This is a genomic window from Streptomyces sp. Y2F8-2, assembly GCF_014905555.1.
GTDB lineage: Bacteria > Actinomycetota > Actinomycetes > Streptomycetales > Streptomycetaceae > Streptomyces > Streptomyces cynarae.
Map to the genome: position 1 here is coordinate 98,307 of NZ_BNGS01000010.1, position 17,781 is coordinate 116,087.

Below are 17,781 nucleotides of genomic sequence, written 5' to 3' on the forward strand. Positions count from 1 at the left end.
GCCTGCGCCGATTGCCGGGCACCGGGCGCGTCCGTGCGGGGTCTCCTGCCCGGGCAGACCGCCGCGGGCACGGGGGTCAGACCGCCGTGGGCGCGGGACGCACCGCGGCCACCAGCAGCAGGGCGAGCAGCCCGCCTGCGGCCAGGACGGTGCCGGAGGAGGACAGGGTGGCCAGCGGTGCCAGTGCGGCGACTCCCAGCGCGCTGCCCGCCTGCCGACCGGCGTTGAACGCTCCCTGGCCGGTGGCCGCGAGCTCCTTCGGCGAGGCGATGGCCATGTCCGCGGTGGCCGCCGGGATGGCGAGTGTGGAACCGAAGGAGAGTGCGACCTGGGCCGTGATGACCAGGGCGAGCGGCGTGTCGTTCGAGGCGAACGCGAGGACTCCGCCGGCCGCTGTGTCCAGGGCGAGCCCGACCAGAATCACCCGACGCGCCCCGATCCGGGCGACGAGGCGGCCGGTCAGCAACGGCATGAAGCACATCGGCAGCGTCATCGGCAGGAACGCCGTGCCCGTTTCCAACGCCGACAGGCCCCGCTCCTCGACCATCCACTGGGTCAGCGCGTACAGCACTCCGTAGAAGATGAACGAGGCCATGGCGCCGGCCACGATGTCCGCCCGCACCCGTGCCAGTCCGACCAGGGCGGGCGGCAGGATCGGCGTGGTGGCCCTGCGCTCGACGACGAACAGGGCGGCGAACGCCGCGGCCGCGAGTGCCAGGGCCAGCAGCGGCAGCGGACGCCCCCAGCCCTCGGTCCCGGCGTCGATCAGGCCGAACGTGAGGGAGGCCAGTGCCAGGACCGACAGCCCGATTCCGGCCCGGTCCACCTTGCGGACGGAGTCCGGGCGCCCACCGGGCAGTCCGCGGGACATGAGCAGCGTGACGGCCACGATGACCGGGTTCACCAGGAACACCAGCCGCCAGCCGCCCAGTTCGACGAGCGCGCCGCCGAGGACGGGGCCCGCGATGAGACCGGTGGAGGTGATTGCCGCCCAGGTGCCGATGGCCTTGGCCCGCTCCGCCGGGTCCGGGTACAGCCCGGCGAGCAGTGCCAGTGATGCCGGGACCATTCCGGCGGCGGCGACGCCCAGCAGCGCCCGCCCGCCTATCAGGAACGCGGCGTCGGGCGAGGCCGCACAGAGGAGGGACAGGGCACCGAAGGCCAGCACGGCGCCCCGGTAGACGCTGCGGGCACCGAACCGGTCGGCCACCGCGCCGGAGGCGAGGAGCAGGCCGGCGAAGACGATCGTGTAGGCGTCGACGGCCCAGGGCAGGGCCGCCTGGCTCGCATGGAGATCGGAGCGGACGTCGGGCAGCGCGACGTTGAGGATGGAGGTGTCGAGAAGGACGAGGAAATTGCCCGCGGCGACCCCCGCGAACAGGCCCCGCCGCGACGGCGTTGCCTGGCGGGAGGGCGCGGTCACCCGGTCGCTGGCGAATGTCATGAGGAATTCCTGTTCGAAGGGGTTACGCGCGGCTGATGGGGCGAAGCGCGTCTTTCGCCGGTCAGGCGGCGTTGTTGAGGAAGCGAGGCCCGTAGAAGACCGGCCGGGCCAGATCGGTGTAACGCTCGAGGGACCGGAATTCCCTGGGATACAGCTCCTCCAGGCGTGCGACGACCGCCGGAGGAATTTCGTTGCGCATGATCGTGAAGCAGGAACGCACCCGCATCTGGTCCATCTGGGTGACCGCGGCCCCGAGCGAGGGCCACCAGGTCTCCACCGGGCCGTTCCAGGTGGTGTCCAGCGCGAGCATCATCTGCGTGTAGGCGTCGTCGAACGATTCGAGTTCCTTGCGCACCTCGGGCCCGCGCGGATCGAGGGCCAGCACCGCCTCGTAGCCGTCCGCGGGAACGGCGAGGGTGTTGATGACCACCGGCCAGACGATCTCCTCGCCGGTGAAGAACTCACGCTCGGTCTCCCGGGAGAAGGGCACCGCGTCGAGGGGCCGGTAGCGCCGGCCGTAGCGCAGCTCGGCGAACCGGGCGTAGTGAGAGCCCTCCTTCTGGAAGGTCTCGGCGGCCGTCTCCACGGTGCCCTCGCCGCCGCCTTCACCCTGCTCGGTGATGATGTCCAGCGCGTGCAGGAACGAGGCGACAGGGTCCGGGTCGTCCCTGTCGAACGTGAGATAGCCGAGGTTTCCGCCGACCTGGTTGGCCGGCCCGCCCAGGCGTACGGCCCGCTCGACGGCAGCCGCGTTGCGCTTGATCGCGTTCCGGATGGCGTCGTAGAACGCGCCGATCGTGGGATAGGAGGCGCCGCGCTGCCGGGTGTTGAGGAGGAACAGCGGTGCTTCCAGCCGCATGAACGACTCCAGCGCGGCGCCGGACAGTTTCGCCAGCCGCGGCCTCAGGTCGGGGGCGACCCCGCCGGGCAGGCCGCCGGTGCCGGGGTAGGCCGGTTTGAGGCCCTTGATCGCGGGGCTTCCGCCGAGTGCGGCGACCATGTTGGCGGCGATGGCCATGTGCACCATCTCCTCCATCAGGACGCTGCGGATGGTGTTGTACGAGGGGTAGTTCTGCACCTCGAGCGAGTACATCGCGGCGCAGTACAGCGGCATGGTGGAGTGCTCCAGCGCGATCGCCGTCTGCAGGGCGCCGCGGATCCAGCTGAGGTCTCTGAGGTCGACCGGTGTGGGCATGTGAGGCTCCCGGGTGCGTCGGCGCTCAGGCTTCGGCGGACTCGTCGAGCGGCGGGAAGAGCATCGGCTGGAAGAAGTTCTGGAAGGACTCCTCCAGCTCGGGGTGCTGGTAGAACTCCGGCCCGGTCTCCTCGAAGATCGCGTCCCCGATGCCGCCGATGGTGTCGAACATCATCGAGACGATGGTGCCGACCTCCCGGCCGAAGTAGTGCGCCACCATGGCGACCGCACCGCCGTTCACGCCGTAGGAACCGGTGAACGTCCAGATGCGCGAGGCGGTGTTGGCGATCCACATCCGGCGGCCGAGGGGCACGTTGAAGCCCTCGCCGCGCAGTCCGCGGGCCACCGCGGCGACACAGGTCAGCGGCTCGTCGTTGACGATTCCGGAGCGGGCGATGATGCCGACGCCCGAGCAGTTGGCGGCGATGACCTTGCCCGCTTCGTGGTGGCGGCGGATGAGCTTGTGCACACGGTCGTTGGTCAGCAGCGCGCCGGAGCCGACACCGCCGGGGATGTACAGGATGTCGAACAGGTCGTCGTCGTTCAGTACCGAGTCGGCGACGACGTTGGTGCCCATCTGCATCTTGACGACGCCGGGCTCCAGGGAGACCAGGCGCACGTCGAGCTCGCGGTTGGCGGCCTCCCGCTCCCACGGCGCGATCTGTCCGCTGGTGACCAGCGCGACGCCCTTGAAGATCTCCAGCGGTGTGATGGTGTCCTGCTCGGAGCATGACTCGTAGCCGAGAACCGCGATGGAGCCGATCTGGGCCGGCGCCCCGCCGGACGCCGTGGTACCGAGGGCGGTTGTGGAGGTGGGTGTACTCACAGTGCTCCCCCATTCGTGTGTGTGCGGGGCCGGCCGGCTCGGACACCACCGGACCTGAACCCGGCCCCGCCAGGAAACAGTGCCAACAGCACCCGGGCGGCTTCAAATAAGCAATCCGGGGAGGGCCATTACTTCAGTGAGGGCCCCCGGGATGGTTATCGGGGACTACCGTCCCGGCTATTTGGCCGATTCAGGCCGTCCGGCTACTGTCCTTTCCCGGACCGGGAGTCCACACTCAAATGCTCGATGGGGGATCGACATGTCCGAGCTGACGCAGAATTTGAGTCCGATCGATATGGCGGTGAGAATCGACCCGGGCCCACGGGATTTCGCCGCACTGAACGAAGTCGTCCGTAAAGGCTCCCGCATCGGAAACGAGAGCCTGGACGAGGACGCCCACCTCAACGAGATCATCCCCAAGCCGTGGGGGCTCGAGTACCGCATCTACGTCGACGATTTCATCGACGTGTGGAATCTGAAGATCGACGAGGGCGAGTCCACGTCGATGCACGTGCACCCCCGCAAGCTGACGTATCTCCTCTGCCTCGCGGGGCAGGGTGTGACCGACACGCTGACGGGCGAGATCCCGGTGGGCAGCGGATCGGTCCTGCGCATCGGGGGCGGCGCCTTCCACTCCTCCCGGAGTATCGGCCCCGGCCCGCTGTGGCTGGTCGAGGTCGAGGCACCGCGCAACAAGTTCGACCTGATCCGGCTGCGCGACACCTACGACCGGCAGGGCACGGCCTACGAGCAGCACCACACCGAGGCGCCCGAACTGCCGGCGAGGCCGGTGACGTATCTGCCGCAGGCGCGGCTGCGGGACCGGTCCCCGGGCGCGGAGTTCGCGTTCTCCATCCGGGCCGGTGCGGACGTGTTCTACCGGCGCCAGGAGCGGGACCTGTTCCACATCCCGCTCGGCCTGACCGGAGTGGTCACCGGCGAGGTGGACATCCTCGCCCCTGCACAGGGCGACGTGCGCCGTCCCGCGCTGGACCAGTACTACCTCTCGCTCGCGCTCGCCTGACCGTCCGGGCCGGCCCGGACGGTCAGGACGACGGAACCCGCACCGAACGGCCCACTCAGCAACCACGCCCGAAGAAGGAGCACGCTCATGCCCAGTGCCGTCATCATCACCGGCCCCGGATTCCAGGACCACGACGTGGTCTACACCTACTACCGGCTTCTCGAAGAGGGCTGGCACGTGGACGTGGCCACCCGCAACGGCGCCGATGTCGTCGGCAAGTACGGCGTCCCGTTGCCCATGGACAAGACCGCCAAGCCGCTGATCGCCTTCGAGCAGCTGGACGCCGCGGCCTACGACGCGGTCATCCTCACCGGCGGCCACGAGGCGCCCGACCGGGTGCGCCAGGACGCCCGTGTCCTCGACTTCGTCCGCGCCATGGACGCGGCCGAGAAGGTCGTCGCCGGCCTGTGCCACGGCCCGTGGATCATGGTCTCCGCCGGCGTGCTCAAGGGCCGTCGCGCCTGCGCCTACATAGGTCTGCGCGACGACGTGATCAACGCCGGTGCCGACGTCGTGGACTCCGACGTGATCGTCGACGGCCACATCATCACCTGCTCCTACTACGCCTATGTGGGCCGGTTCATGCAGCGGGTCTTCGAAACGGTCGCCAAGAAGCAGGTGGCAGCGGCCTGAGCGGCCGTTGTCACCCGCGCGGGGCGCGCCCCCATCCCCCGTACGGCGCGCGCCCTTCGCATCCTCGAGGCCTTGAGGAGACACCTTGCTGATACTCGACTTCGACGGCGTCATCGCCGACGCCTTCACCGAGTGCGCTGTCGTCACCCACTACGCCGACCACGACCCGGCCACGGTCGCGGCCAAGCCGATCGCCGAACTGGCGGCTGCCATGCCCGCCGGGTTCGTGTCCCGCTTCCGCACGGTCCGCACCTACGCCCGGCTGCTGGACGACTTCATGGTGGCCCGCGACCCCGCCGCCGACTCGATCCGGGGCCTGAAGGACTTCGAGGCCCTCGCGGCCCGCATCCCGGGACCCAGGCTCGACGCCCTGGTACGGGGCGCGACCGCGGTACGGGCCGCGCTGCGCGAGCGCCGGCGTACGGAGTGGCTGGACCTCCACACCCTGTATCCGGGAATCGCCGGGCCGCTCCGCCGCCACAGCGGCAGAGGCACGTCGATCGTCACGGCGAAGGACGAGCGGAGCGTGTGGGAGATCCTGGCCCATCACGGTCTGGACGTCACCGTGGCCCAGGTCGTCGGCGAGTGCTCGGACAAGCGCACGGTCGTGCGGCGGATCGCCGCGGCCGACGGGCTCCCGCCGGACGCCGTGACGTTCATCGACGACCACATCACCAACGCGCTCGCGGTGCGCGACACGGGTGCCACGAGCCTGTGGGCGTGGTGGGGCTACCACACGCCCGAGCACGTCGAGCGTGCCATCGCACGCAGGCAGCGGCGGGTGTACCTGCCCGAACTGGCGGAGCTGACCGCCTGATCGGCGCCTTCGCCCATCGCACCCCGCTCCACCGGACACTTCTCACAACGGAGGATTGACATGCCGAAGGTTCTCTTCGCCCTCACCTCGCACGGCCGGCTCGGCGACACCGGCCGCACCACCGGCTTCTACGTCCCCGAGGTCGCCCACCCCGCCGAGGTCTTCCGGGCGGCCGGCTGGGACATCGCGTTCGTGTCGGTCGCCGGCGGGCAGCCGCCGCGCGACGGGATCAAGCCGGACGACACCGTCACGGCCCGATTCCTGGCCGACAACGAGGCCGCGCTCGCCGCCACCCCCACCGCCGCGGAACTCGATGCCGCCGACTACGACGCCGTCTACTTCGCCGGTGGCCACGGCACGATGTGGGACTTCCCCGACGCGACCGCGCTGGCGCGGCTGGCCGCGGCCGTCTACGAGCGCGGTGGGGTCGTCGCCGCCGTCTGCCACGGTCCGGCCGCCCTGGTGAACCTCACCCTCACGGACGGTTCTCATCTGGTCGCCGGCAAGCAGGTCTCGTCCTTCACCGACGAGGAGGAGGCCGCCGTGGGACTGTCCGGCGTCGTGCCCTTCGCCCTGGAGACGGCCCTGACCGAACGGGGCGCGAAGTTCACCAAGGCCGCGAACTTCACCGAGCACGCGGTGGCCGACACCCGCCTCGTGACGGGTCAGAACCCGGCTTCAGCAGCCAAGGTCGCCGAACTGACAATTCTTCAGAGCACCAACTGACCAGTTGAAAAAGAAACGGGTTGGCTGTCAGCGGGGCGGATTCCCATCGCCCCGCTGATACGATTTTGTAACTTTACAAGGGCTTGAAAGCGACTTGAACGCCCCCGCGAGGCGGAACGGTATCGTTCGAACCGATGCTCGGGGGCGGTCGCATAGCGCGGAACACCCCCGACCACCGCCGGTTGGGGGGCCGGCACGACTATGCAGCTGGGATGGCTACAGACCTTCATCGCCGTCTGCCACACAGGGTCGTTCACCAAGGCGGCCCGGCAACTGGGCCTCACACAGCCGGCGGTCACTCAGCAGATCCGCTGCCTCGAGAGCGAACTGGGCAAGCCGCTGTTCCACCGCACGCCGCAAGGCGCGACACCCACCGCGGAGGGAAAGGCGCTGGCCTACGAGATCGAGGCATCCATGGCCGAGATCAACTCAGCCGTTTCACGCCACTTCGCCGACACCACGGAGAACCGTCCCATCCGCCTGGGCGGGCCGGCGGAGCTGGTGACCGCCAGGGTCATGGCGTCCATCAGCCAGCTCATCGCCGCCGGCCTCGACATCCGCATCAGCCTCGGCGAGGCGTCGAACCTCCTGGAGGACCTTCGCAGCGGGCATCTGGACATCGTGGTGTCCACGATCCAGCCCCAGGGCCGCGGGGTGGACTTCACTCCTCTGACGGACGAGGAGTTCGCCCTGCTCGCCTCGCCCCGGGTCGCCGCAGGGGTCCCGGCGGACGCCCTGGACTCCGAGAAGTTGAAGGTCCTGGCGAAACTCCCGATGATCGCGTACGCGGAGACGCTGCCGATCATCCGCCGCTACTGGCGCACGGTCTTCGACGCCCCGCCACCGAGTCCGCCGGCGGTGGTGGTCCCCGACCTGCGCGCCGTGATCGCGGCCGTCGCGTCGTCGGCGGGCATCTCGGTCCTGCCGACCTATCTGTGCGCCGCGGAACTGGCCTCGGGGGCGCTGGTTCCCTTGATGGAACCGGAGATCCCCCCCATCAACACCCTCTACCTGGCCACGCGCTCCGGCACCCTCTCCGAACCCCGGCTCGCGCGGCTCCACGAGCACCTGGTTCGCGACGCCCGGGGGTGGACGTGAGGGGGCAGTGGAAGCGCAGGGGCAGCTGAGAGGAGGGCCCTGCCTCGACGCCGGTCAGCGCGTGAATGCCTTGCGGAGACGTTCCGTCGCGTCCGCCAGCACCTCGGCGCGTTTGCAGAACGCGAACCGGACGTAGGGTGCCCCCGCCTCCTTGTGGTCGTAGAAGACCGCGTTCGGGATGGCGACGACACCCGCCCGCTCGGGTAGGGCGCGGCAGAAGGCGAAGCCGTCCCTCTCGCCGAGGGGGCGGATGTCGGTGGTGACGAAGTACGTGCCCGCGGGCCGGAAGACCCGGAGGCCGGCGTCCGCCAGCCCCGCCGAAAGCAGGTCCCGCTTGGCCAGCATGTCCGCGCGGAAGGCGTCGAAGTACGAGTCCGGCAGGGCCAGCGCCTCGGCCACCGCGTACTGGAACGGCCCGGAGGCCACGTAGGTCAGGAACTGCTTGGCCGACCGCACCGCCGCGACCAGCCCCGGCGCCGCCGTCACCCAGCCGACCTTCCACCCCGTGAACGAGAACGTCTTCCCGGCCGACCCGATGGTCACCGTCCGCTCGCGCATCCCGGGGAAGGTCGCCAGCGGTACGTGCTCCGCCTCGTCGAACACCAGGTGCTCGTACACCTCGTCGGTGACCACCAGCAGATCGCGCTCGACGGCCAGCTCGGCGATCGCCCTCAGTTCCTTGCGGGTGAGCACGGTCCCGGTCGGGTTGTGCGGCGTGTTGATCAGCAGCAGCCGGGTCCGGTCGGTGACGGCGTCGCGCAGCTCGTCCAGGTCCAGCCGGAAGCCGCCCTCGGACGGGCGCAGCGTGACCGGAACGCGTCGGCCGCCCGCCATCGCGATGCAGGCGGCGTACGAGTCGTAGTACGGCTCCAGGGCGACCACCTCGTCGCCCGGTTCCAGCAGCGCCAGCAGCGCCGCGGCGATCGCCTCGGTCGCGCCGGCGGTGATCAGGACCTCCGTGTCGGGGTCGTACGCGAGCCCGTAGCGCCGCTCCTGGTGGGCGGCGATCGCGGCACGCAGCTCGGGGACGCCCGGCCCCGGCGGGTACTGGTTGCCGCGCCCGTCGCGCAGCGCCCGTACGGCGGCCTCGCGCACCTCCTCGGGGCCGTCGGTGTCGGGGAAGCCCTGGCCGAGGTTGATGGACCCGGTGGTCACGGCGAGCGCCGACATCTCGGCGAAGATCGTCGTCCCGAACTCGGTGAGGCGGCGGTTGAGGAAGGGGCGCGCGCTGGAGGTCATGGCCGCCATCCTGCGCCCAAGCTCTTCAGTTCCTCAACTTGCCTTCACGGATGAGCGCCGGGGCTTTCGACGTCCGGCCCCGGTGCGCGGACGACCGCGCCGCCGGGGAACGCGCAGGCGGCCCATGAGACTGCTGCGGTCGAGTGACCAGGAGTACGGCTCCAAGAGGATGTCCACGATGTGACCAATTGATTCCTCTTACCTTCTTCTGAGATTCCGATGTGCCGCACAGCAGGCGGTCGCCTGCGTCCGCCACCCGTGGAGGTCATCGAATGAAATTTCGTCCCTGGGTCGCAGCGCCACTGGCGGGCGTGGCCATCGCCCTCGTGGCTCCGCCGGCCGGCGTCGCTGCGCAGACGTCCGCACGGCACGCGTCCGGCCCCCTGCGGCTCCATCGAGGGGACCATGACCACGGTCACCGCAATCCCTGGCGCCACTGCTACAGCCGGCGCCGTGTGGTGCTCATCGACAAGGGACTGAGGGCGATTCTGAGGAATGGCCGACGCGGGCCCGAGGCTCTCGTCCTGCAAGGGAGCTCGGCGTCCTCGTCCTGGTCGCCGGCGGCACCGTGGGACACCTTCTCCGTCTCGACGTATTTGGACGTGAACTATCCCACCCAGACCACCGCCCAGTACGAGTTCGCGATCAAGGGCTTCTTCAGGGTGCACCCGGTCTTCGTGGTGAAGGCCTTCGACCGCCATGAGCGAGCCTTTCGCTTCCCGGCCGCACACTGCATCGACGGCGAGGACGACGGTGACCGTGAACACCACGGCGACCGTGGTCGTCCGCATGGTCATAGAGGTGCCGAGGGAAGGGGCCCGTCCGGCTCCCCGTTGCCCCAGAAGGGGGACCGCCGTCAAACAGGCGGGGGTGAGCAGGGGACTCTCGTCCCCGGGGGCGCCGTTCCCCCTGGTTCTGTTCCACGTGGCATGGCGGCTGCCGCCTGTGGCGTCGGCCTTCTGAGCGCCAAGCACATCTTGATCGCGGCCGTCGGTTTGCTGATGATTCTGGGGATGCTGGCTGCGGCCTGGCTCCGCCGCCGTCGTTCTGCCGCGTGACACCCGGCCGGAGGAGCCTCGGAGCGCCTGGCGGTTCGAAGGCCGCCTGCGGGGCGCACCGCCGCTCTACTGGTCGTCGAACGTCTCGGCGTCCTCGTCGGCGGAACTGCTGCTCCTGGCGGCGGCCGAGGTGCCCGAGGGGCTGGGCGTGTTCGAGGGGCTGGGCGTGCCCGAGGGACTGGGCGTGTCCGAGGGGCTCGGGCTGGCCGAGGAAGCGGGTGGGTCCGAGGGGCTCGGGCGGGGGTCGTGGGGGCAGATCCAATAAGGACTCTTGATTCCGAAGCTCAGGCCCCACTCCCTGTCGCAGCCGCCCCAGTATGTCCCCACCCAGCCGCAGTAGGGGCCTCCATAGCTGTAACAGGGACGCGCCCATGCCTGCGGGCCCGGATTCGGGAACGGCGGCTGGGCTGATTCGGCTTCGCTCGGCGGCTGGGCTGATTCGGCTTCGCTCGGCGGCTGGGCTGATTCGGCTTCGCTCGGCGGCTGGGCTGATTCGGTCTCGCTCGGCGAGATGCCGGAGGCGCTGACCACGCGGACCTGCGTGGCATCGGGACTCCGGGGCATCCAGCCCGTGATGGAGAGGGGCAGGCCGATGGCTGAGGCGGAAGCCGCCACTGTTGCAGCGGCGAGACCGTAGCGGATCAGGCGCATGACTGTTCCTCTCGGCTTGGTGGTCTGTGGCAGGTGTGGACGACCTCTGTGCACGGGCGCCGCCGCTGTGAGCACTGGAGCCGAAGGTATGGTTTTCGGATCGCCCTCACGGCCAGCGAACCGCCAGTCAGGTGGCCTTGCTCCGGTTTTTCACTCGAAGAGTCTCGCCTCGGAGCACATCCCTGAAGGACCCTCAGAACTTGCTCAACTCTGCTTTGGCCGGTCACCGCCGCGGGCATCCCCCGACCACTCAGGAAGACAGAGGCGCCCACGGGGGGCCGCTTCGGGGGATTCGAAAGGGGGACGGCGCCATGGTCACCGGCATTTTTCTGGCGATCGTCTGCGTCGTTGTGGTGGCGCTGCTCGTGTCGGCACAGCGTCGTTCGAAGAAGGGGGCGGTGCGGTCGGGGGGCCGCTCCGGGGCGCGGGCACGGACGGGCCGGGGGCGCGACCGCAGCTACGGGGGCAGCGGGGACTCCGGGGCCGGCAGCTGGTGGGTGGCCGGGGCCGACGGCGGTGCGTCGAGCGGTCACCACTCCGGCGGCCACCACTCGGGCGGGCACCACTCCTGCGGCGGGGGCCACTCCAGTGGGGGCCACTCCTGCGGAGGCCACTCGTCGTGCGGGTCGTCGTGCGGGTCCTCGTGCGGCGGGGGCGGATGCGGCGGAGGCAACTGACACGGGGCAGTCGAGCTCCGGACGCATCCGGCCGTGCGGACCGGGTGACCGCCGGGATTCGTCCCGGCGGTCACCCGGTCCATGCGCCACATGTCAGCACGGGACCGACGATTCCCTCTCCCGAGGGGGCGCGAGGGCGCGTGTTGACGGCGCTGTGCGTGAGGCGTGCGCTCATTGCCGCGTCGTGGAGGGGCGCACGGCTTCCATCGCAACACTCCAGGCGCACGCGGTAGTTGAACAATTGAGCTGGGGAGCCCTCGTGGGATGGAAACCCTACGAACTTGGGTAAAAACGCTTTGCCGGAACCACAGTTCATGATTCCCTCTCAACACACCAACGCAGCCCGCGGACGCCCTTCGGACACCTGTCCGGCAGGAGTCCCTCCCCACCGGGCCGACCGGAAGCATTACCCGACTGGCTGAGCCGGCCTTGTCCCCGGCGCCACGACCGGGGTGCTCCGGATCCCCACTTCTCACTTTGCGTGCTAGCGGAGCCGATCCATGCTCACGACCCTGAACACCTCCTACACCGACACGCGTGCGGCCGATCTGGCCTGGACCCTGGGCCGCGAGCCGCTGCCCGCGCTCGCCACCCTCGACCTCGAACTCTCCGGTGCGCAGCTGCAGTTGCGGCTCCTCGGCGCGTCCCACCAGGTGCTCCTGGAGGAGGATCGGGGCGTCTGCTCGGAGACGGTGGCGTGCATCGCGGGCTCCAGCACCCCGCTGCCACTGGGTGTCGCCAAGCGGGTCGGCGACTGGGAGTACGAGTTCGCGGCCCGCGTCGAGGTGCTGTCCCCCGGCTCCTTCGCCGGCCGCGCCCAGGAGCTGCTGGCCCTGGTCTCCGACCACCCCAACGGCCTGGCCGGCGTCTTCCCCGGCAGCCCGCACGCGTTCACGGCGATGCTGGCCCAGCGTCATGAGGGCCAGGTCCACTGGCGCACCTGGCACGCCTACCCGCAGGACGGCCAGTTGGTGGCGACCCGGACCCGGGTCGGGGTGAGGCAGCGGACGAAACGACGGGACGACGCCAGGGAGAAGTCGGTCCTGTCGGGCAGGTGAGGACGATCGGCGCCCGATCAGCCATGGCCGTGCACCGTCATCCCGGCCGGCGTGTGCGGACGAACCCGTTCGGGCCGAAGCGACGCTCCGGGGGCGGCAGCCCCCACCCGGCCGCACCACCCCCCGGTGCCGAACGACCCGGCGCCACACGTGTGGGTGACAAGGCTGAGCGCAAGCGTGACGTAGCGTTCCGGACGTGATCGAACCGCACGCGCCCGCACCACCCGGCGCTGCCGCCTCCTGGGGCGGTGGCCGGAACCAGGCGCGGCTGCCCGTGGGCCCGGGCACCGGGCGGTTCCTGGTCCTCGCCGGGGTGTTCGTCTGCGCGGCCTGCGGACTCGTGTACGAACTCGAACTCGTCGCGCTCGCCTCGTATCTCATCGGCGATTCGGTCACGCAGGCCTCGGTCGTGCTGTCGGTGATGGTGTTCGCGATGGGCGTCGGCTCGCTCGCGGCCAAGCGGCTCCGCTGCCGTGCCGCGGCCGGGTTCGGCGCGGTGGAGGCGGCGCTCGCACTCGTCGGCGGCCTGAGCGCGATGGCCCTGTACGCGGTCTTCGCCTGGACCGGCGGCTGGGGCGGCGTCTGGTCGGGTGGCCCGCGCTGCCTGCTGGTCGCGTTCTCCCTGGCCATCGGGCTGCTCACCGGCGCCGAGGTGCCGCTGCTGATGGAACTGATCCAGCGCATCCGCCGCCAGGACGCGGGCGGCGCGGTCGCCGACCTGTTCGCGGCCGACTACGTGGGCGCGCTCGTGGGCGGTCTCGCCTTCCCCTTCCTGCTGCTGCCGCAGCTCGGCCAGCTGACGGGTGCCCTGGTCACCGGCGCGGTCAACGCGGTCGCGGGCGGCGCCCTGGTGCTCGGGCTGTTCCGGCGCGACCTGTCCCGGCGCGGACGCCGGTTGCTGCTGGTGGCCAACCTCCTCGTCCTCGGCGTGCTCGCCGCGGCGGCCGTGCTCGTCGACGACTTCGAACGGGCCGCGCGCCAGGCGGTGTACGGCGGTCACGTACGGGTCGCGCTGCGCACCGGCGGCCAGGAGGTGGTGCTGACCGGCGGCACCCCCGGCCGTCCCCTCGACCTGTTCCTCGACGGCCGGCTCCGTGTCGACGGCCGCGACGAACTCCTCTACCACCAGGCGCTGGTGCACCCCGCGATGAGCGGCGGCCCGCACGCGCGCGTGCTCGTCCTCGGCGGCGGCGACGGACTCGCGGCGCGCGAGGTGCTGCGGCACCCGGGGGTGCGGCGGGTCGACGTCGTCGACCAGGACCCGGCACTGTTCCGGCTCGCCCGCCAGGACGCAGCCCTGTCCGCGCTGAACGGCCACGCCTTCGCGGACCCGCGCGTCCACGTCCATGCGGAGGACACGTTCCGCTGGCTGAGGCAGACCCGGGGGGCGTACGACGTGGTGATCGCCGACCTGCCCGGCCCCTGCGGCACGGCGAGCACGAAGCTGTACTCGCAGGAGTTCTACGGCCTGTCCCGGCGCGTGCTCGCACCGGGCGGGCGGCTGGTGGTGCACGCGGGGCCGGTGACCGCCCGGCCGCGCGCGTTCTGGACCGTGGAGGCGACGGTACGGGCGGTGGGGCTCGGTACCACCCCGTACCGCGTCGACGGCCGCGCCCTGGACCGTACGGCCGGGGCGGCGCGGGCGCCGCGCGACTGGGGGTTCGTGCTCGCCGCCCGCAGCCGGCCCACGCTGACCCTGGACCCGCGCACGCCGTGCCTGCGCACGCTGACCCGGGCGGCCCTGCGGGCGGACGCACGGGCGGCGGCGCGCACCCGGGTGCCGGGGCTGCTCCCGTCGACGCTGGTGCATCCGAGGTACCAGGAATGAGCCTCCCGGCCCCACGGACGTGCGAATCCCGTCTTGCACGGGTGCGGTTCGGGCGCTGCTGGGTAGGCTCGTCAGACATGGAGCATGAGGTGTTCGTTCCGGTCCCCGCCGAGCGGCTGAGCGAGGCGCTGGCCGACCCGGCCCGGGTGGCCCGCGCGATTCCCGGGCTCCAACAGGACACGGGCACGGAGCCGGTCGCCGGCCGCCTGAAGGTGCGCGCCGGCGGCCACACGATCACCTACCGCGGCACCCTGCGGATCGAGGGGCGGGACGACGGCTCGTACGCGGTGGAGGGGGAGGCCACCGAGGCCCGCGGCACGGGCACGGCGAAACTGTCCCTGTCCCTGCGCCTGACCCCGGCCGAGGACGGCACCACGGTCACGTTCTCGGGAACGGCCACGGCCGACGGCCGGATCGCGGACCTGCCGGCGGAGCCGGTGGCGTCGGCGGCGACGCGGCTGCTGGGACGGTTCGCGGAGAAGCTGGGGGAGGTGGCGGAGGAAGGCCCTGGGGGCATGACCGAACCGCCGTCACAGGAGCCGCGTCCCGAGGAGCAGCCCGCCTCGGCCGGCGACACCGAGGTCCCCGCGTCGTCCCCCGAGCCCCTCGCCGAGGAGGTCGAACCCGGTCTCGCGCCCGATGCCTTCGCCGAGGAGGTCGAAGGCGGCCTCGCGCCCGATGCCTTCGACGAGGAGCCGCCCGCCGAGGCGGCGCACGCCCGTCGCACGATGATCGGCCGCAGCGCCGAGGAGGTCGACCACGCGCCCCCGCGCGGCCGCTACGCCCCCGTCCCGCCCCCGGAAGCCGCGGCGGCCACCGCCACCCTCCGCTGGGCGGCCCCGGCGGCGGCCCTGCTCGTGGCATCGGCGATCGTGGCGGGCCGGCTGCTGCGGCGGCGGCGCTGACGTACGCGCACCGGCGTCACCACCCGCCCCCTTGATCCGCCCAGTAGGGTCGGGCTCGTGAGCATCGACGAGATCACGTTGGCCGCGGGAGACGCGGAAGTCGTGCTGGCGCCGGGGAACGGCGGGCGCGTGAGGAGTCTGCGTATCGGCGGGACCGAACTGCTGCGGCAGGGGGAACGGTTCGGCTGCTTCCCCATGGCCCCCTGGTGCGGTCGTGTCCGGGACGGCAGGTTCCGCAACGGCGGCACCGTCCAGCAGATGCCCCTCAACGCCCCGCCGCACGCCATCCACGGCACCGTCCGCGACGGCGTCTGGCGCGTCGCCCGCGCCGAGCCCGCCGAGGCCGTCCTCACCTACGACCTGGTCGCCCCCTGGCCCTACGCCGGCCGGGTCACCCAGCTGGCCGCGCTCACCGAGGACGCCCTCACGCTGACCATGTCCGTGGAGACGTACGACGACTCCTTCCCGGCCCAGATCGGCTGGCACCCCTGGTTCCACCGCAGCCTCGGCGGCGAGGACGTCCGCATCGACTTCGACCCCGCCTGGCAGGAGGAGCGCGGCGACGACCACCTGCCCACCGGCAACCGCGTCGACCCCAAGCCCGGCCCCTGGGACGACTGCTTCGGCATGCCCGGCGGCGTCGACGTCACCCTCACCTGGCCCGGGCAGCTGGAGCTGAAGGTCACCAGCCGCGAGGAGTGGGTCGTGGTCTACGACGAGCAGCCCGAGGCGGTGTGCGTGGAACCGCAGACCGGCCCCCCGGACGGCCTCAACACCCTTCCGCGCCTGGTCACCCCCATCGAGCCGCTGGAGGCCACGACCACGTGGACCTGGCGACGGCTCTGAGAGCCCCTGAACACGGGGCTCTAAGCTGGCTGCCATGAGCGACGTTCGCGGCGAGCTGCTGCAGCAGATCAAGGACAAGGCCGTGGTGCACGGCAAGGTGACCCTGTCGTCGGGCAAGGAAGCCGACTACTACATCGACCTCCGCCGCATCACCCTCGACGGCGTGGCCGCCCCGCTGGTGGGTCAGGTCATGCTCGACCTGACCGCCGACCTGGACTACGAGGCGGTCGGCGGCCTGACGCTGGGCGCCGACCCGGTGGCGACCGCGATGCTGCACGCCTCGGCCGCGCGGGGGAAGACGCTCGACGCCTTCGTCGTCCGCAAGGCGGGCAAGGCGCACGGCCTGCAGCGCCGTATCGAGGGCGCGGAGGTCGCGGGCCGCCGTGTGCTGGCCGTCGAGGACACCTCCACCACCGGCGGCTCGGTGCTGACCGCCGTGGAGGCGTTGCGGGAGGCCGGCGCGGAGGTCGTCGCGGTCGCGACGATCGTGGACCGGGCGACGGGCGCCGCCGAGGCGATCGCCGAAAAGGCCGGTGTTCCCTACCTGTTCGCGTATTCGAAGGACGACCTGGGTCTGGACTAGGACACGGGGTTATCCACAGGCTGGACAGGGTGTCCGAAGCATCCGGTCACGTCTGGAAAGATGGGGCCGACGATGACGTCACTCCCTAGGTCAGGGCCGTAAGCACGCAGAACGCAACCCGCACAACAAGGAGCGGACAGATGCCCATCGCAACCCCCGAGGTCTACAACGAGATGCTCGACCGGGCGAAGGCAGGCAAGTTCGCCTACCCGGCCATCAATGTGACCTCCTCCCAGACCCTGCACGCGGCCCTGCGCGGCTTCGCGGAGGCGGAGAGCGACGGCATCGTCCAGATCTCGACGGGTGGCGCCGAGTTCCTGGGCGGCCAGTACAGCAAGGACATGGTCACCGGTGCGGTGGCCCTGGCCGAGTTCGCCCACATCGTCGCCGAGAAGTACCCGGTCAACATCGCGCTGCACACGGACCACTGCCCGAAGGACAAGCTCGACGGGTACGTACGTCCGCTGCTCGCGATCTCCGAGGAGCGCGTGAAGGCCGGCCAGAACCCGCTGTTCCAGTCGCACATGTGGGACGGCTCCGCCGAGACCCTGGCCGACAACCTGGCGATCGCCCAGGAGCTGCTCGCCCGCACCGCCGCCGCGAAGATCATCCTCGAGGTGGAGATCACCCCGACGGGCGGCGAGGAGGACGGCGTCTCCCACGAGATCAACGACAGCCTGTACACGACGGTCGACGACGCGCTCCGCACGGCGGAGGCGCTGGGCCTCGGCGAGAAGGGCCGCTACCTGCTGGCCGCCTCGTTCGGCAACGTGCACGGCGTGTACAAGCCGGGCAACGTCGTGCTCCGCCCCGAGCTGCTGAAGGAGCTGAACGAGGGCGTGGCCGAGCGGTTCGGCAAGGAGTCGCCGTTCGACTTCGTCTTCCACGGCGGTTCCGGCTCCACGGAGCAGGAGATCCTGACGGCGCTGGAGAACGGCGTGGTCAAGATGAACATCGACACGGACACGCAGTACGCCTTCACGCGCCCGGTCGCCGACCACATGTTCAAGAACTACGACGGCGTCCTGAAGGTCGACGGCGAGGTCGGCTCCAAGAAGACCTACGACCCGCGCACCTGGGGCAAGCTGGCGGAGACGTCGATGTCGAAGCGAGTGCTGGAGGCCTGCCAGAACCTCCGCTCGACCGGCACGAAGATCAAGTAATACGGCAACG

Annotated in this window: 16 protein-coding genes; 12 read left to right on the top strand and 4 right to left on the bottom strand. The window is 70.9% G+C overall.

The genetic code is table 11. From position 1 onward, the window contains the following. Positions 1-76 precede the first annotated feature (76 nt). The 3 genes from SY2F82_RS29670 to SY2F82_RS29680 form a co-directional block, all read right to left on the bottom strand. Complete coding sequence (locus SY2F82_RS29670; RefSeq protein WP_200422246.1) at positions 77-1,444, bottom strand: MFS transporter; 1,368 nt, start codon at positions 1,442-1,444, stop codon at positions 77-79. A gap of 61 nt (positions 1,445-1,505) precedes the next feature. After that, positions 1,506-2,639, bottom strand: coding sequence for a ferritin-like domain-containing protein (locus SY2F82_RS29675; RefSeq protein ID WP_200422247.1), 1,134 nt, complete (start codon positions 2,637-2,639; stop codon positions 1,506-1,508). Between the two features lie 25 nt (positions 2,640-2,664). After that, a complete protein-coding gene (locus tag SY2F82_RS29680) occupies positions 2,665-3,465 on the bottom strand; it encodes a DJ-1/PfpI family protein (protein WP_200422248.1) in 801 nt (266 codons plus the stop codon). 295 nt (positions 3,466-3,760) lie between these two features. On the opposite strand from SY2F82_RS29680, the gene SY2F82_RS29685 reads away from it, so the two are divergent. From SY2F82_RS29685 to SY2F82_RS29705, 5 genes are all read left to right on the top strand, one after another. After that, on the top strand, positions 3,761-4,489 hold the full coding sequence (locus SY2F82_RS29685) for a hypothetical protein (protein ID WP_236041872.1): 729 nt from the start codon (positions 3,761-3,763) through the stop codon (positions 4,487-4,489). A gap of 87 nt (positions 4,490-4,576) precedes the next feature. Continuing rightward, entirely contained in the window at positions 4,577-5,122 is a 546-nt protein-coding gene (locus tag SY2F82_RS29690; protein WP_200422250.1) for a DJ-1/PfpI family protein, read from the top strand. A gap of 85 nt (positions 5,123-5,207) precedes the next feature. Next, entirely contained in the window at positions 5,208-5,939 is a 732-nt protein-coding gene (locus SY2F82_RS29695) for an HAD family hydrolase (RefSeq protein ID WP_200422251.1), read from the top strand. Between the two features lie 60 nt (positions 5,940-5,999). Next, entirely contained in the window at positions 6,000-6,665 is a 666-nt protein-coding gene (locus SY2F82_RS29700) for a type 1 glutamine amidotransferase domain-containing protein (protein ID WP_200422252.1), read from the top strand. A gap of 201 nt (positions 6,666-6,866) precedes the next feature. Continuing rightward, entirely contained in the window at positions 6,867-7,763 is an 897-nt protein-coding gene (locus SY2F82_RS29705) for a LysR family transcriptional regulator (protein WP_200422253.1), read from the top strand. 54 nt (positions 7,764-7,817) lie between these two features. On the opposite strand, the gene SY2F82_RS29710 is transcribed toward SY2F82_RS29705, so the two are convergent. Then, positions 7,818-9,011, bottom strand: coding sequence for a pyridoxal phosphate-dependent aminotransferase (locus SY2F82_RS29710; protein ID WP_200422254.1), 1,194 nt, complete (start codon positions 9,009-9,011; stop codon positions 7,818-7,820). Positions 9,012-9,604: 593 nt separating this feature from the next. Here SY2F82_RS29710 and SY2F82_RS29715 point away from each other — a divergent pair. The 7 genes from SY2F82_RS29715 to fbaA all read left to right on the top strand — a co-directional run bounded on the left by SY2F82_RS29715 (position 9,605) and on the right by fbaA (position 17,771). Next, positions 9,605-10,060 (top strand): hypothetical protein, encoded by a 456-nt coding sequence (locus SY2F82_RS29715; protein ID WP_200422255.1) that lies wholly within the window; start codon positions 9,605-9,607, stop codon positions 10,058-10,060. Between the two features lie 1,828 nt (positions 10,061-11,888). Next, positions 11,889-12,446 carry a DUF2617 family protein gene (locus SY2F82_RS29720; RefSeq protein ID WP_200422256.1) on the top strand — a complete coding sequence of 186 codons (558 nt, stop codon included), beginning with the start codon at positions 11,889-11,891 and terminating at the stop codon, positions 12,444-12,446. A 196-nt stretch (positions 12,447-12,642) separates the two neighbouring features. Continuing rightward, positions 12,643-14,274: a polyamine aminopropyltransferase gene (locus SY2F82_RS29725; RefSeq protein ID WP_200422257.1), complete on the top strand. Its 1,632-nt coding sequence runs from the start codon at positions 12,643-12,645 to the stop codon at positions 14,272-14,274. Positions 14,275-14,351: 77 nt separating this feature from the next. Next, the gene (locus SY2F82_RS29730) at positions 14,352-15,179 is read left to right on the top strand and encodes an SRPBCC family protein (protein ID WP_200422258.1); all 828 of its coding nucleotides are present in this window, start codon (positions 14,352-14,354) and stop codon (positions 15,177-15,179) included. A 57-nt stretch (positions 15,180-15,236) separates the two neighbouring features. Then, positions 15,237-16,025: an aldose 1-epimerase gene (locus SY2F82_RS29735; RefSeq protein ID WP_200422259.1), complete on the top strand. Its 789-nt coding sequence runs from the start codon at positions 15,237-15,239 to the stop codon at positions 16,023-16,025. Positions 16,026-16,059: 34 nt separating this feature from the next. After that, positions 16,060-16,608 (top strand): orotate phosphoribosyltransferase, encoded by a 549-nt coding sequence (gene pyrE, locus SY2F82_RS29740; protein WP_200422260.1) that lies wholly within the window; start codon positions 16,060-16,062, stop codon positions 16,606-16,608. Positions 16,609-16,748: 140 nt separating this feature from the next. Next, positions 16,749-17,771 (top strand): class II fructose-bisphosphate aldolase, encoded by a 1,023-nt coding sequence (gene fbaA, locus SY2F82_RS29745; protein ID WP_200422261.1) that lies wholly within the window; start codon positions 16,749-16,751, stop codon positions 17,769-17,771. The last annotated feature ends 10 nt before the right edge of the window (positions 17,772-17,781 follow it).

Coding starts and splice junctions, on each gene's coding strand:
- SY2F82_RS29670 (WP_200422246.1), bottom strand. CDS start 1,444: ATGACATTCGCCAGCGACCGGGTGACCGCGCCCTCCCGCCAGGCAACG.
- SY2F82_RS29705 (WP_200422253.1), top strand. CDS start 6,867: ATGCAGCTGGGATGGCTACAGACCTTCATCGCCGTCTGCCACACAGGG.
- pyrE (WP_200422260.1), top strand. CDS start 16,060: ATGAGCGACGTTCGCGGCGAGCTGCTGCAGCAGATCAAGGACAAGGCC.
- SY2F82_RS29685 (WP_236041872.1), top strand. CDS start 3,761: ATGGCGGTGAGAATCGACCCGGGCCCACGGGATTTCGCCGCACTGAAC.
- SY2F82_RS29700 (WP_200422252.1), top strand. CDS start 6,000: ATGCCGAAGGTTCTCTTCGCCCTCACCTCGCACGGCCGGCTCGGCGAC.
- fbaA (WP_200422261.1), top strand. CDS start 16,749: ATGCCCATCGCAACCCCCGAGGTCTACAACGAGATGCTCGACCGGGCG.
- SY2F82_RS29710 (WP_200422254.1), bottom strand. CDS start 9,011: ATGGCGGCCATGACCTCCAGCGCGCGCCCCTTCCTCAACCGCCGCCTC.
- SY2F82_RS29690 (WP_200422250.1), top strand. CDS start 4,577: ATGCCCAGTGCCGTCATCATCACCGGCCCCGGATTCCAGGACCACGAC.
- SY2F82_RS29730 (WP_200422258.1), top strand. CDS start 14,352: ATGGAGCATGAGGTGTTCGTTCCGGTCCCCGCCGAGCGGCTGAGCGAG.
- SY2F82_RS29675 (WP_200422247.1), bottom strand. CDS start 2,639: ATGCCCACACCGGTCGACCTCAGAGACCTCAGCTGGATCCGCGGCGCC.
- SY2F82_RS29720 (WP_200422256.1), top strand. CDS start 11,889: ATGCTCACGACCCTGAACACCTCCTACACCGACACGCGTGCGGCCGAT.